This is a genomic window from Duganella zoogloeoides (genome assembly GCF_034479515.1).
In the GTDB taxonomy this organism is placed as follows: Bacteria; Pseudomonadota; Gammaproteobacteria; order Burkholderiales; family Burkholderiaceae_D; genus Rugamonas; species Rugamonas zoogloeoides.
The window spans coordinates 3914592-3928631 of sequence record NZ_CP140152.1; the positions used below are offsets into that span (position 1 = coordinate 3914592).

Annotated in this window: 13 protein-coding genes and 1 riboswitch; of the genes, 10 read left to right on the top strand and 3 right to left on the bottom strand. The window is 64.7% G+C overall.

The annotated features are described in order from the left end of the window. Nucleotides 1-55 precede the first annotated feature (55 nt). The 4 genes from SR858_RS17275 to SR858_RS17290 all read left to right on the top strand — a co-directional run bounded on the left by SR858_RS17275 (nucleotide 56) and on the right by SR858_RS17290 (nucleotide 4508). A complete protein-coding gene (locus tag SR858_RS17275; RefSeq protein WP_026636988.1) occupies nucleotides 56-991 on the top strand; it encodes a DMT family transporter in 936 nt (311 codons plus the stop codon). A gap of 95 nt (nucleotides 992-1086) precedes the next feature. Beyond that, nucleotides 1087-1557 carry a RidA family protein gene (locus SR858_RS17280; RefSeq protein WP_019920238.1) on the top strand — a complete coding sequence of 157 codons (471 nt, stop codon included), beginning with the start codon at nucleotides 1087-1089 and terminating at the stop codon, nucleotides 1555-1557. A gap of 58 nt (nucleotides 1558-1615) precedes the next feature. After that, nucleotides 1616-2809 carry an aminotransferase-like domain-containing protein gene (locus SR858_RS17285; RefSeq protein ID WP_019920239.1) on the top strand — a complete coding sequence of 398 codons (1194 nt, stop codon included), beginning with the start codon at nucleotides 1616-1618 and terminating at the stop codon, nucleotides 2807-2809. A gap of 340 nt (nucleotides 2810-3149) precedes the next feature. After that, a complete protein-coding gene (locus SR858_RS17290; RefSeq protein ID WP_019920240.1) occupies nucleotides 3150-4508 on the top strand; it encodes a diguanylate cyclase domain-containing protein in 1359 nt (452 codons plus the stop codon). Between the two features lie 22 nt (nucleotides 4509-4530). On the opposite strand, the gene SR858_RS17295 is transcribed toward SR858_RS17290, so the two are convergent. Further along, nucleotides 4531-4731: a hypothetical protein gene (locus SR858_RS17295; RefSeq protein WP_019920241.1), complete on the bottom strand. Its 201-nt coding sequence runs from the start codon at nucleotides 4729-4731 to the stop codon at nucleotides 4531-4533. Nucleotides 4732-4798: 67 nt separating this feature from the next. Further along, nucleotides 4799-7621 carry a M16 family metallopeptidase gene (locus SR858_RS17300; RefSeq protein ID WP_019920242.1) on the bottom strand — a complete coding sequence of 941 codons (2823 nt, stop codon included), beginning with the start codon at nucleotides 7619-7621 and terminating at the stop codon, nucleotides 4799-4801. Between the two features lie 96 nt (nucleotides 7622-7717). After that, a riboswitch (FMN riboswitch) is annotated at nucleotides 7718-7868 on the top strand. Nucleotides 7869-7972: 104 nt separating this feature from the next. Here SR858_RS17300 and ribB point away from each other — a divergent pair. Further along, a complete protein-coding gene (gene ribB / locus SR858_RS17305; RefSeq protein ID WP_019920243.1) occupies nucleotides 7973-8641 on the top strand; it encodes a 3,4-dihydroxy-2-butanone-4-phosphate synthase in 669 nt (222 codons plus the stop codon). Here ribB and SR858_RS17310 read toward each other — a convergent pair. Further along, nucleotides 8638-10023 (bottom strand): MFS transporter, encoded by a 1386-nt coding sequence (locus SR858_RS17310; protein WP_019920244.1) that lies wholly within the window; start codon nucleotides 10021-10023, stop codon nucleotides 8638-8640. The two genes, ribB and SR858_RS17310, sit on opposite strands and share 4 nt — an antisense overlap. A 109-nt stretch (nucleotides 10024-10132) precedes the next feature. Here SR858_RS17310 and SR858_RS17315 point away from each other — a divergent pair, with 109 nt between their 5' ends. From SR858_RS17315 to SR858_RS17335, 5 genes are read left to right on the top strand one after another with little or no spacing between them, the layout of a single operon-like run. Further along, nucleotides 10133-10999 carry a LysR family transcriptional regulator gene (locus SR858_RS17315; RefSeq protein ID WP_019920245.1) on the top strand — a complete coding sequence of 289 codons (867 nt, stop codon included), beginning with the start codon at nucleotides 10133-10135 and terminating at the stop codon, nucleotides 10997-10999. A 52-nt stretch (nucleotides 11000-11051) separates the two neighbouring features. Next, the gene (locus SR858_RS17320; RefSeq protein WP_051120255.1) at nucleotides 11052-11852 is read left to right on the top strand and encodes an MlaE family ABC transporter permease; all 801 of its coding nucleotides are present in this window, start codon (nucleotides 11052-11054) and stop codon (nucleotides 11850-11852) included. 8 nt (nucleotides 11853-11860) lie between these two features. After that, complete coding sequence (locus tag SR858_RS17325) at nucleotides 11861-12841, top strand: MlaD family protein (protein ID WP_019920247.1); 981 nt, start codon at nucleotides 11861-11863, stop codon at nucleotides 12839-12841. After that, a complete protein-coding gene (locus tag SR858_RS17330) occupies nucleotides 12838-13503 on the top strand; it encodes a hypothetical protein (RefSeq protein WP_019920248.1) in 666 nt (221 codons plus the stop codon). Before SR858_RS17325 ends, SR858_RS17330 begins: the two co-directional genes overlap by 4 nt. Next, nucleotides 13500-13997, top strand: a complete 498-nt coding sequence (locus tag SR858_RS17335) for a DUF2867 domain-containing protein (RefSeq protein WP_019920249.1) — start codon at nucleotides 13500-13502, stop codon at nucleotides 13995-13997. Before SR858_RS17330 ends, SR858_RS17335 begins: the two co-directional genes overlap by 4 nt. Nucleotides 13998-14040: the final 43 nt, after the last annotated feature.

Sequence of the window (14040 nt, forward strand, 5' to 3'; positions counted from 1 at the left end):
GCACTGTACTGGTTTTGTCACGTAGCATGAAGACTGCACAACCACAGGTACCCATATGACTACGCACACCCTCGCCCCGTCTGTCCCCACCAGCAACGATACCAGGGGTATGCTGCTGGGCCTGATTGGCGTAGCCATCTTCAGCCTGACGTTACCCTTCACCCGGTTGGCGGTCGGCGGCACCGACTTCGCGCCCAACGGCCTGTCGCCGATGTTCGTGGCGCTGGCGCGCGCGCTCGGCGCGGCGGTGCTGGCCGGCGCCTGGCTGTTCTGGCAACGGGCGCCGCTGCCGCCGCGCAGTGCGTGGCGGCCGCTGGCGCTGGTGGCACTCGGCTGCGTGATCGGCTTCCCGTGGCTGACCTCGGTCGCCATGCGCACCCTGCCCGCCGTCCACGGCGCCGTGCTGGTCGGCATCCTGCCGCTGGCCACCGCCGTGTTTGCCGCATTGCTGGGCGGCGAAAAGCCGTCGCGCGGATTCTGGATCATGGCCTTGGTCGGCTCGGCACTGGTAGCCGGTTTTGCCCTGCGCCAGGGCGGCGGCGGACTGCATGCAGCTGACGTGGCAATTTTTGCCGCCGTCCTGCTGGCGGCCATGGGTTACGCGGCCGGCGGCCGGCTGTCGCAAACCCTCGGTGGCCAGCAAACCATCTGCTGGGCGCTGGTGCTGTCGGCCCCGCTGCTGTTGCCGGTGGTGGCCTGGCTGTGCTGGCGCGACGCCGTCCAGATCGCGGCTGCCGATCCCGCCGCGTGGGCCGGGTTTGCCTATACCTGCGTATTCTCGATGTTTATCGGCTTCTTCTTCTGGTATCGCGGCATGGCGCTGGGCGGCGTGGCCCGGGTGGGCCAGGTGCAACTGGTGCAGCCGTTTTTGAGCCTGCTGGGCGCGGCCGTGTTCCTGGGGGAAGCGCTGGACTGGCAAACCGTGGTTTTCGCAATCGCCGTGATCGCTGTCGTGGGCGTCGGACGCAAAATGGGGGTAAAACGGCGTTGAAACCGTGGACTATCTGGTTTTTGCCGCGTTTGCAGGCACAGCCTGCGTCAAGAGTACAATAACGGACCACCGATCAAATTTTTTTGGATAAGCCCATGTCTGTATACGAAAAACTGAAAGCGCTCGATATCACCCTGGCCGCACCTGCAACGCCGGCAGCTGCCTACGTCATGTACGCACAGACCGGCAACCTGGTGTTCCTGTCGGGTCACATCGCCAAGCGCGCCGACGGCAGCGTATGGACCGGCCAGCTGGGCAAGAATATCGATACCGCCGAAGGCAAACAGGCCGCCCGCGCCATCGCCATCGACCTGATCGGCACGCTGCAAGCGGCCGTCGGCGGCGACCTTACCCGCGTCAAGCGCATCGTCAAAGTGATGAGCCTGGTGAATTCCACCGGCGACTTTACCGAGCAGCACCTGGTCACCAACGGCGCCTCCGAGCTGCTGGGCGAAGTCTTCGGCGACGCCGGCAAGCACGCCCGCTCGGCTTTCGGCGTGGCGCAAATCCCGCTGGGCGCCTGCGTCGAAATCGAACTGATCGCCGAAGTGTCGGACGCTGCCTGACATATATATAAAAGCGCGCCGCCAGCGCGCTCGTTGAACCCACCATAGCGAGACCCGTATGAAAATCGAAAACCCGAACCCGATCCAGTGGCGCTTCGCCGAACGCGCGGACCAGCTGCAAGCCTCGTTCATCCGCGAGATCCTCAAGATCACCCAGCAGCCGGAAATCATTTCGTTCGCGGGCGGCCTGCCGTCGCCGCTGACCTTCCCGGTCGAAGAGATGCAGGTTGCCTACGACAAGGTACTGCGCGAAAACGGTAAAGTGGCACTGCAATACGGCCCGACCGATGGCTACCTGCCACTGCGCCAGTGGATCGCCGACTCGCTGTCCACCGAAGGCGCGAAAATCATCCCGGAACAGGTGCTGATGACGTCCGGTTCGCAGCAGGCACTGGACCTGCTGGGCAAGGTGCTGATCGACGAAGGCAGCCGCGTGCTGGTGGAAACGCCGTCGTACCTGGGCGCGCTGCAAGCGTTCTCGGTGTACCGTCCCGAATTCAAATCGGTGGACACCGACGAAAACGGCCTGGTGCCGTCGTCGCTGGCGCCGGTCGCCGAAGGCGCGCGCCTGCTGTACGCGCTGCCCAACTTCCAGAACCCTACCGGCCGCACGCTGTCGGTCGAGCGTCGCGTGGAACTGGTGGAAACCTGCGCCCGCCTGGGCCTGCCGTTGATCGAAGATGATCCGTACGGCGCGCTCAGCTACAAGGGCGAGCCGCTGCCGAAGATGGTGGCGATGAACCCGGACGGCGTGATCTACATGGGCTCGTTCTCCAAGGTGCTGACCCCGGGCATCCGCCTCGGCTACGTGGTGGCGCCGCTGCCGCTGGTGCGCCGCCTGGAGCTTGCCAAGCAGGCCGCCGACCTGCACACCTCGCAACTGACCCAGATGGTCGTGCACGAGGTGATCAAGGACGGATTCCTGCAACAGCACATCCCGAAAATCCGCAGCCTGTACGGCAACCAGTGCCAGGTCATGCTCGACGCCATGACCCAGTACTTCCCGGGTGGCGTGGAGTGGACCAGGCCCGAGGGCGGCATGTTCATCTGGGTGACGCTGCCCAAGCATATCAATGCCATCGCCCTGCTCGATGAAGCGATCGCGCAGAAAGTGGCCTTCGTGCCGGGCGCGCCGTTCTACGCCAACGACGCCGCCACCAACACCCTGCGCCTGTCGTTCGTGACGGTGGCGCCGGAGCGCATCCGCAGCGGCATCGAAATTCTCGGCAAGCTGATCGCAGCCAAGATTTAACGTCTTAGCAACTTAGCACCTTCCCGGGCGGCGCTCGCCGCCCGTATTTCCAAGCAGAAATACAACACTTGCCGATTCCATATCGGTATCGGTTCGCGCAAAACAGTGGTCAAACCGACCAAAAAAATTAATCAATCAACAGCATTAATGAAGGAACCCGATGAAACCGGGGCGCCCGGTGGCATTGCCACATCGGCCGGAAGAATACCGGAAGCTAATTCCTACCTTTACAGCATTCAAAGTTGTATTATTTAAAGTGAACCCCACTATTACATCAGGGCAATACATTGTCTATCTGTGCACAATTCATCCCTGTCCACCCGACGGGTAAGGATGCGGCATGACTCCCAAGGACCTCGGCATGGCGGGCCGGCGCGACGCCGCCGTCCTGATCGTCGATGACGCGCCCGAAAACCTCGCCGCGCTGCGCAAGCTGATGGTCGAACAGGGTTACCAGACCTTCGTCGCCACCTCGGGCGAACGCGCGCTCAAGATCGCGCGCCGCGTCCATCCCGACCTGGTGCTGCTCGATGTGATGATGCCGGGCATGGATGGCTTTGAAACCTGCCGCCAGTTGAAGGCCAACGCTTCCACCGCGCGCATCCCGGTGATTTTCATGAGTGCGCGCACCGGCACCGACGACGTGGTGGCCGGCTTCGATCTCGGCGCGGTCGATTACATCGCCAAGCCGCTGCGCATGGCCGAAGTGAGTGCGCGCGTGCGTACCCAGTTGCAGATCCGCGTTAACGTGGAATCGCAGGAAGAACAGGCCGAGCGCCTGCGCACCATCGTCAATAATATGGCCGAGGGCCTGCTGATCATCGAGGCCGACGGGCGCATCCAGTTTACCAATCCGGCCTGCGACAAATACCTGGGCTACCGCGAAAATGCGCTGGCCGGCAGCCATATCTCGGACCTGCTCAACCCCATGGTGGCGCAGGAGTACCTCGATTATTTCAGCCGCTACGCCGGCGCGCCCGAGGGCGCCCACCACCACGGCACGCGCGAGGTGATCATCCGCCACCGCAACGGCAGCTCGGTGTGCATGGACCTGACGCTCACGCCGATGTACCTGCGCCAGCCGCTGTTCATCGGCCTGCTGCACGACATCACCCACCACAAGCAATCGGAAGATGCGCTGCAGCGCGCGGCCATGGTCGATCCGCTGACCAAGATCGCCAACCGCCGCCACTTCGACAGTTTTCTGGAAAAGGAATGGCAGCGCTCCATGCGCAGCGGCCTGCCGTTGTCGCTGGTGGTGCTCGATGTCGATCACTTCAAGCTGTATAACGACACGCTGGGCCACCCGGCCGGCGACGCCTGCCTGCAGCAGGTAGCGCAGGCCATCGATTCGCATGCGATGCGCACGACTGACCTGGCGGCGCGCTACGGCGGCGAGGAGTTCGTGCTGCTGTTCGCCGAAACCCCGGCCGACGCGGCGCGCATGCTCGCCGAGGCGATCCGCGCCCACATCGAAGCGCTGCAAATTCCGCATCCGCGTTCGACCACGTCGGCATGGCTAACGGTGAGCATCGGCGTGGCCACCATCCTGCCGCACCAACTCGATAACACCGAGTCGCTGTTCGTCGCTGCCGACCGCGCCATGTACGTGGCCAAGGAAAAAGGCCGCAACCAGGTGCGGTGTACCAGCACCGGCAGCGCAGCGCTCGATGCGGTGAAAGCGCTGATGGTGCGTTGAAGGCTGGCTGATGGTCGGCTAACTAAGCCAAGGCCTCCTTGGCAGCTTCTTCGGGAGTGAGCCCATCATAAAACTGGTCGGTGAACCATTCGATTTCATCCTCGATATGCTCCTGCGCCTGGTCCAAGGTGGCGCCGCCGGCGACCAGGAATCCTTCGACCTCGATGCACCAGTGGATCAGCGCCAGGGTTTCCTCGTCCAGTTCTTCTTTTTTCTTTGCCATGATAAGCCTCTGCTACGTGTAGTGAATGCAAGGCGCCAGTGTAACAGGCGCCCCGCCGACTGCTCGCTCACTTTTCCGGATACAGCACCACCTGCACATAGTTTTGCAGGTCGAAGTAGCGCTGCGCCGCCTGCGCCACGTCGGCCGGCGTGACCGCCGCCAGGCGCTGCTCGAAGTTGAGGATTTCCTCGGGATCGCTGTTGTTGACAAAGGCGTTCTGCAGGGAGCCCATCCAGTAGCCGTTTTCGCGCAGACCCTTGCGGTACGCGCGCAGCATCGATGCCTTGACCTTGTCCAGGTCAGCCACCAGCGCGCCGTGCTGCTTGACGCGGTCGATCTCGGCAAAGGTAGCGGCCAGCACCTTGTCCACGTTCTCGGGCGCGCACGGCAGGTTGGCGTTGATCGCATAGCTGGCGTACGGCTGGCGGTTGAGCGAGCCGCTCAAATCGGCGCTGTAGATCGCGCCCATTTTCTCGCGCAGCACTTCGATCAGCTTGATGTTGAGGACCTCGGTGAGCACCCGCATGCGCAGCGCCTCGTCGCGCGAATACGGCGCCTCGCCGGTAAACGACAGCGAGATCACGCTCTTTTGCTCGGAACCGGCGCGCACCTCCTTCTTGACCACGCCGCGCACCGGGCGGATGCCTTCGTCGCGGAAGGCCGTGGCAATCGGCCCGGTGGGCAGGCTGGCCAGGTAGGTGGCGATCAGCGGCTTGATCTGCTCGACATCGAAGCTGCCGACGATGAAGAACGTGAAGTCGCGCGCGCTCGCCATGCGGCTGGTGTACAGGTCGAACACGCGGTCGAGCGAGAGCTGGTCGAAGTCGGCCGGCCTGGCCAGGCGCCGCACGCGCGGGCTGTCGTTGTACAGCGTGCGGCTGACGGTATCGTAGAACACCGACTCCGGCCGCACCAGGTTGTTCTGCGCCAGTTCGCGCTGGCGGTCGACAAAGGCGTTGTAGATGGTGACATCCTTGCGCGGCCTCGTCATTTGCAGGTACGTCAGCTGCAGCATCGATTCGATGTCGTCGCGGCCCGATTCGCCGCGCACCGCTTCATTGAGGGCGCTGACGCGGGCGCTGCTGCTCACGCTCTTGCCGGCCAAGATTTTCACCAGGTCGTTGGGCGAATAATCGAGCACGCCCATCTGGTTGACGATGCTGCTGGCGTAGTGTGCGGCAAAGATGTCGCGGTCATCGAACAGCGACCAGCCGCCGTAGCGCACCCCGCCCATCAGCACTTCGTCGTTATTGAAGTCGGTGGGCCGCAATACCACGCGCACGCCATTGCTGAGCACCAGGTCGGTGGTGCCCAGCTTGTCGTTGGTGGTTTGCTTGACGATGGTGCCGGCCGTGGGCTTGGCCGGCATCAGCTGGCTGCCATACGCCTTGTCCTCAATGGCCTTGACGCTGATCTTCTCGGCGGCAGTGGCCAGCGCCAGCAGATCGGCGGGTTTGGGCGCGGGTGCGCCCGGCTTGTCGATGCCGGTGTAGATCACCAGCTTGCTCTGGTTGTCGGGGATCGCCGCGCGTATCGACGCGTTCACTTCATCGAGCGTGATGCCGGGGATCAGCTGCTGAGCATACTGGTACTCGGCCACCACGCCGGGGATCGACTCGCCCTCGAGGAAGTTGCGGATGTATTCGGCCGCGTAGCCGGCCGAATCGGACTTGTCGCGCTCCTGGTACATATTCTCGTAGGTGCGCAGCATGCCCTTCTTGGCGCGGTCCAGTTCCGACGCGGTAAAGCCGAACTGGCGCGCGCGCTCGTCCTCGGCCACCAGCGCATTGATGGCGGGCGCCACGCCGCCCTTGCCCAGCACCGCACCGGCGCCGAACGAACGGTAGCCGCGCACGATCTTGCTCATGCCGCTGCCACCCTGCAGGAACGGCGGGTTGGCCTGCTGCGTCAGTTCATACATGCGCTGGCTGAGGATGAAGGCGCCGATGGCCTCGATCAGCTTCTGGCGGTAGTCGTGCAGCGTGTTCTCGGCCGGCCAGGGCTGGATCGGGTAGCGGATGTAGATGGTGTTGGTGCTCATCTCCTTGTCGGTGACGACGATGCCCTCGGACTCCTGCCGTTCGGGGATGGTGGCGTACACGCGCGGGCGCGGGTTGGCCGGATTTTTCAGCTTGCCGAAATGGCGCTCGATCAGTTTTTGCGCCTGCTCCGGGTCGATATCGCCCACCGCCACCACGGCCATCAGGTCGGGGCGGTACCAGTCGCGGTAGAAGCGCTTGAGGGCGTCGTACTTGAAGTTGCGGATGATCGGCTCTTTGCCGATCGGCAGGCGCTCGGCATAGCGCGAACCGTTAAGCACCTTGGGCAGCAGCACCTTGTTGACGCGGTCATCGACGCCTTTGCCGATACGCAGTTCTTCGAGCACGATCCCGCGCTCGCTGTCGATGTCGGCGTCGTTCATCGACAGGCCGTGGGCCCAGTCTTCCAGCACCTGGAAGCCCTGCTCCACCACTTTCGGGTTGTCGGTAGGGATGGGAAGGATGTACACCGTCTCGTCGAAGGTGGTATAGGCATTGAGGTCGGCGCCGAACTTGACGCCGATCGACTGCAGGTACGATACCAGCTCGTTGCGTTTGAAATTAGTGGAGCCGTTGAAGGCCATGTGTTCGGTGAAGTGGGCCAGACCCTGCTGGTCGTCGTCTTCGAGCGTGGAACCGGCTTTGACCACCAGCCGCAGTTCGAGCTTGTTTTCGGGGCGCGGATTCTTATGGATGTAGTAAGTGAGGCCGTTGGCCAGCTTGCCGGTGCTGACCAGGGGGCTGACGGGCAGATTGCTGGTGAGGGAAAGCGGCGCCGGAACCTTCGATTCGGCCTGCGCGAGGAAAGAGCACGACAGCAGCGCGGCGGCCAGGATGATTCTGATCTTCATTCGAGATGCATTTAAATTAAGAGAACAAGCTACCTTACACCGAATTGCCGAAATTGGGCTAGAATCGTCGCGCGCCTGCCATCCGGCAGGCGCCAACAACGTCTTCGGGGCGGGGTGCGATTCCCCACCGGCGGTAAGACCGGCAACGGTCGAAGCCCGCGAGCGCCCTGGCGGATCATCGCCAGGGGTCAGCAGACCTGGTGTGATTCCAGGGCCGACGGTATAGTCCGGATGAAAGAAGATGTGCGGTAACGTAGCCTCGCCACGCCCATGTGTTTCGTCTGGGCGTGGACGGCTGCGCGTATCTGCTTGCCCTGTCGCGTTTTTCGCTAACAGCGAGGAGCGTTTTCCATGTTCGACCCGCAATCCGTAGTACCCCTCACCACTTACACCCTGGTCTCCGACGACCTGGAAGGCCGCATCGCTGCGGCGCTGGACGCCATGCGCGCCGGCGTGCCGGTGATCCTACTCGATGATTTCGACCGCGAGAACGAAGCGGACCTGATCGTCGCCGCCGAAAAAATCACCGTGCCTACCATGGCGACCCTGATCCGCGAATGCAGCGGCATCGTGTGCCTGTGCCTCTCCGCCGACAAGGTACGCGAACTGGAACTGCCGCCCATGGCGCTCGATAACGGCAGCCGTTACGGCACGCCGTTCACGGTGTCGATCGAAGCGCGCGACGGCGTCACCACCGGTGTTTCCGCCGCCGACCGCGTGACCACCATCCGCGCCGCCATCGCCGCAGACGCGAAGCCGCATGACCTGGTCCACCCGGGCCACGTGTTTCCGCTGCGCGCCACGCCCGGCGGCGTGCTGGCCCGCAAAGGCCATACCGAAGGCTCGGTGGACCTGTCCACCATGGCCGGGCTGCAGCCGGCGGCGGTGCTGTGCGAACTGATGAACCCCGACGGCACCATGATGCGCGGCGCCGACATCGAAGCCTTCGCCGCGCTGCACGCGATGCCGATCCTGACGATTGCGGAAATGATCGCCTGGCGCCAGAAGCACGGGGTTTAAGCCGGTTTGCCTGTCCGGATAAACCGGTAAACCAGGTAGCACGCCGTCGCATACGCGGCGGCGATCAGCCCGAAAGCCCAGGGCAGCCGCACCGCCCAGCCGGGCGCCATGTGCAGCACCGCGCCCATGGCAGCCACGCCCACCAGCGCGCCGACCTGGCGGTTGGCGTTGAGCGCGGCGGCGGCGCTGTTGGCATACTCGCGGCCCGCCACCAGCATCACGGTGGCGGTCATGCCGGGAATGGCAATGCCGATGGCCAGATTCATCACCGTCGTTGCCGCCACCAGCAGCCAGTACGGCGTGTGCGGCCCCATGGTCGGCAGCATGAACAGCGCCGCCACCAGCCCCACCAGCAAGCCATACAGCATCGGCACTCGCGGACCGGTCCGCGCCGAAATCCGGCCCGACATCAGGTTACCGACGGCAAAAGCGGCCATCATCGGGATCAGCCGCATGCCAGTCTCCAGCGCGTCGGCGCCGCGCTCCTGCAAGAACAAGCTCAGTAAAAACAGCTGGCCGAAGACGGCAAAGTTGATCATGAAGCCCACCCCATTGGCGGCAGCAAAGGCCGGCGTGGCGAAGAGCGCGCGCGGAATCAGCGGATGTCCGCCGGTCCTCTCGCGCCGCACCAGCCACGTGCCGACGGCCAAGGTGGCCAGCGCCGCCGCCAGCACCGGGCTGGAAGTCCAACCCAGCACCGGTCCTTCGATCAGCACGAAACTCAGGCCAGCGAGCATGGCGACGCCCAGCGCGTGGGTCCACAACGACAGCGCGCGCCGGTTGGCCCGCGTAGCCGGCGCCACCAGGTGCGTGAGTGCGATGCCGGCCAGGCCGATCGGCACGTTCACCCAGAACACGCTGCGCCAGCCGAATTCGTTGACCAGCAAGCCTCCGACCAGCGGCCCTGCCGCCGACGAACAGCCGACGATGGCCGACCACGTCGCCAGCATGCGCGTGCGCGTGGCCGCGTCGTCGTAGGCGTGGGTGAGCAGGCTGAGGGAACTGGGCATGAACAGCGCCGCGCCCGCGCCCTGCAACAGGCGCGCAGCCACCAGCGCCGCGCCGCTCGGCGCCAGCGCGCACAGCACCGAACCGAGGATGAACACGGCCAGGCCGCCCTGGTAAACGTTCTTGGGACCAAAACGGTCGGCCAGCGCGCCGCCGGCCATCAGGAGCGCGGCAAAGGTGAGCGTGTAACCGTCCACCACCCATACCAGGCCGGCCAGCGGCACGTCCAGGCTGGCGGCGATGTCGGACAGCGCGGTATTGACGGCGGTGACGTCGATCATTGCCATCACAAAACCGATGGCCAAGGTGGTGAGCACCAGCAGCGGCGCAAATTCGCGGACCGGCGCGGCGGCCGGCAGAACGGGGCTAGTCATGGGAAATCCTTGGACAGAGGCCCTTATCTTAGGCAGGTTGCGTGATGCGGTAAATACGCATAACATCGGCACCCCGATGCAAAAATGCATTACGTTTTCAAGGGATGCCATGGACTGGGACAACGCCCGGATTTTTCTCGCCATCTATCGCGAAGGCACGCTGCGCGCGGCCGCCGGCCAACTGGGCATCGACCAGGCCACCGTGGGGCGCCGCCTCAATGCGCTGGAAGACTCGCTGGGTGCGCGGCTGTTCCTGCGCACGCCATCCGGCTACCTGGCCACGCCGGCCGGCGAACTGGCCGTCAACGCCGCCCAGGCGATGGAAGCGGCGGCGCTGCAATTCCAGCGCGAGATGCAGGGCATCGACAACCGCCTGTCCGGCGTGGTGCGGGTGACCACGTCCGACACCATGGCCGCGCACTTCGTGGTGGACGCCATGCGCCGCCTGCACCAGGCCCACCCGGAAATTCGCATCGTGCTTTCCACCGGCACCGAAATCACCAGCCTCACACGGCGCGAAGCCGACCTGGCGGTACGCACGCTGAAACCCACCAGCCCCGACCTGATCTCGCGCCACCTGGTCAGGCGCAGCATGGGCTTGTACGCGGCGCCGTCGTATCTCGCCATGCGCGGCATGCCGCAATCGGGGGTGGGACTGGCCGGCCACGACATCGTGGTGTACCAGGAAAGCGTGGCGCCGCGCCACCGCGACAAGATCTGCCGCGAGCCGGTCACCAATGCGCGTGTGGCCATCGAAGTCAACAGCGGCTTGATGCTGCTGGACGCCGCGCGCAAGGGCATGGGGGTGGCCGAACTGCCGTGCCACATGGCCGATGACGACCCGCTGCTCGTGCGCGTGTGGCCCGACCGCGTGGACCATTACGATGTGTGGCTGGTGATGCATAGCGACCTGAGTCGCAGCGCCCGCGTGCGAGCTGCTGCAAACGCCATCATCGCCAGCTTTCCTCCGGCGTAAAGCCCGCGCATCCGGACACCCTGCCGCGCAGCGCCAATGCTAATATGGCAAAATGAGTGCCAAGATCAACGCTTCCCCATCACCTCCCACTATCGTGCGCCGGCTGCACCGGGGTGCCGTGTCGTGGATACTGAGCTGGTGGCGGCTGCTCAACTTCTCGGTGCTGATGCTCACCGTGGGCGTGATGCCGGCCACCTATCGCAAGGGCAACCGCCGCATCCTGGCTCACCACCTGGTGCGCGACACGGTGCCCAACCTGGTCTGGTTCGGCGTGCTGTCGGCGCTGGTGAGCCTGGTGCTGATCCGCATTGTCGTCGTCACCTCGCAAAGCTACGGCCTCACGCGCTACGCGCTCGACCTGGTGGTGCGGGTACTCACGCTCGAACTGATCCCCCTCACCGCCGCCGCCTTCGTGGCGTTGCGCACCACCCTGCCGACGGGCCTGGAATTTTCGCAGGGCCGCAAGGCCGGCGCCGTCGCCACGTTGGAAGAACTGCGCAGCGCGTTTTTCCCGCGCGTGGCCGCCGGCATTTTCGCGGTTTGGATGCTGGCCGCCGTCTCGTGCGTGCTTACGCTGGTGCTGGCATACCTGACGCTGTATGGCTTTACGCCGTACGCCCTGCCCGGCTATACGCGCGTGGTGGGCCAGGTATTCAATCCGGCCGTTGCCATGATCCTGGTGTTGAAAATCGTGTTTTTCAGTTTTGCGGTGGGCCTGATCCCGATGGCTTCGTCGTTCTATTACGGCGCCAGCTACCGGGCCAAGGTCACGCACGGTTTGTCCGACATGGTGCGGCTGTTTGCCGTGATCCTGCTGATCGAGGTGGCGTCGCTGATGGGTAATTACTACTAGGTGTAACGATGACAGAACAAACAACGCACGAAGCCGCTCACGAAACGCCGGTGCGCAATGCCGAATTCAAGGCCGCCGTGCTGCTGGTGCTGATGGTGCTGCTGGTGGCCGGCGCTGCCGTGTATTTGATGTACGCGCGCGGCGCCTTCGAATCGACCCAGCGCCTGGTGCTCGAGGCCGACGATTCCGAAGGCGTGGTGGTCGGCATGGATGTGACGTTTGCCGGCTTTCCCATCGGCCGCGTGCGCCGCATCGAGTTGAGCAAGGAAGGCAAGGCGCGCGTGCTGGTGGACGTGCCCGAAGACGACGCCCACTGGCTGCGCACGTCGAGCATCTTCACGCTCGAACGGGGGCTGGTCGGCGGCGCCAAGCTGCGCGCCTTTACCGGCATCCCCACCGATCCGCCGCTGCCCGATGGCGCGGCGCGCACCCTGCTCGTGGGCGACCCCGGCGCCGAAATTCCGCGCCTGCTGTCTTCAGCACGCGACCTGCTGCAAAACCTCAACGACCTCACGGCCGAAAATTCGGCGCTGGCCGCCGCTCTGACCAATGTCCAGGGTGTGACCGGCAAGCTCAATGGACCTTCCGGCGCCATGGGCCTGATCGCTGGCGACGACAAGAGCGCACAGCAGCTGACCGAGCGCGCCAACCAGCTCTTGACCACCGTGAATGCCCTGGCCACCAAGGCCGACAGCCTGGTGGGCAACGCCGACAAGCAGGTGTTCGGCCCGCAGGGCGTGGTGAACGACGCCCAGGCCACCATCGTCCAGCTCAACGGTCTGCTGGCCGACGCCCGCAACAGCCTCAAGAAAATGGACGCAGTGCTGGTGGAAGCGCAGGCCGTCGGCGCCAACGCCAAGGAGGCCACCGCCGACCTGGGCACGCTGCGCAACGAGGTGGAAAGCAGCTTGCGCCGGGTGGAACAGCTGGTCAACGACATCAACCGCAAATGGCCGTTCAAGCGCGACCCGGAGATCAAGCTGCCATGACAATCAACCGCTCCCTGCTCGTGCTTGCAGCCGCCCTGTTGGCCGGCTGCGGCAACACCCCGCCCGCACCGGACTGGCAACTGACCGCGCAAAGCTCGGTCGAGCGTTTTACCAATGCCTACCTGACCGGCAACAGCCGCGTGGAAGACGCCGACTTCAAGCGCGCCCGCGACGCGTTGGCCAGCACCGGCCAGGCCAGCATGGTGCTGCGCGCCGAGCTGACCCGCTGCGCCACGCGCGTGGCCGCGCTGGTATTCGAGAACTGCGCCGGCTTCGAGCAGCTGGCGCAGGACGCCAGCCCGGCCGATCGCGCCTACGCCGCCTACCTGGCCGGCCGCGCCACGTCTGCCGACGCCGCGCTGCTGCCCGAGCAGCACCGCGCCGCAGCGTCGGCAACCAGCGACACCGCAGCGGCTGCCGCGGTGCAGGCGATTACCGACCCGCTGTCCAAACTGGTCGCCTCCGGGGTGCTGATGCGCGCCGGTAAAGCCACGCCGCAAACCCTGTCCGACGCGGTCGATGTCGCCTCCACCCAGGGCTGGCGCCGGCCGCTGATGGCGTGGCTCGGTGTACAGGTCATGCGCGCGCAGCAGGCGGGCGATACGGCCGAGGCGCAGCGCTTGCAGCGCCGGATCGACCTGGCAACCGGTAAAAAATCATGATCCCGACGATTTCCACCGTACCGGCGGACAGCGTGATTTATCAGCGTCTGCACGGCGCGAGCTTTTACGACTGCCACGCGATGGACATTCCGCCCACCGACAAATCCGCACTGGCGCTGTACCTGCAAGTGGTGGCAGACACGCCGGGCTGGGTCAACGCGCTAATGGCGCTGCGTAATCGCACGGTGCGGCTGGTGGGCCTGAAAAACCTCGGCCACCTGGGCGATGTCGATGCCGGCAAGCCGGCTGGCGACTACCGGGTTGGCGACCGGGTGGGTATTTTTTCCATCATCCACCTGGCCGACGAGGAAGTGATCCTCACCGATATTGACCACCACCTGAAGGTAGAACTGTCGGTGCGCAAGCATCCGCACAAGGTGTCGATCAGTACCGTGGTGCATACCAGGAACCTGCTGGGGCGCTGCTATATGCTGTTCGTCACGCCGCTACACCGGCGCATCGTGCCGGCCACGCTGCGCCGGGCGAAGTTCTAGCGCTCCGCCTACCCGGCCCTCTGATAAAATCGCGCTTTTGTCG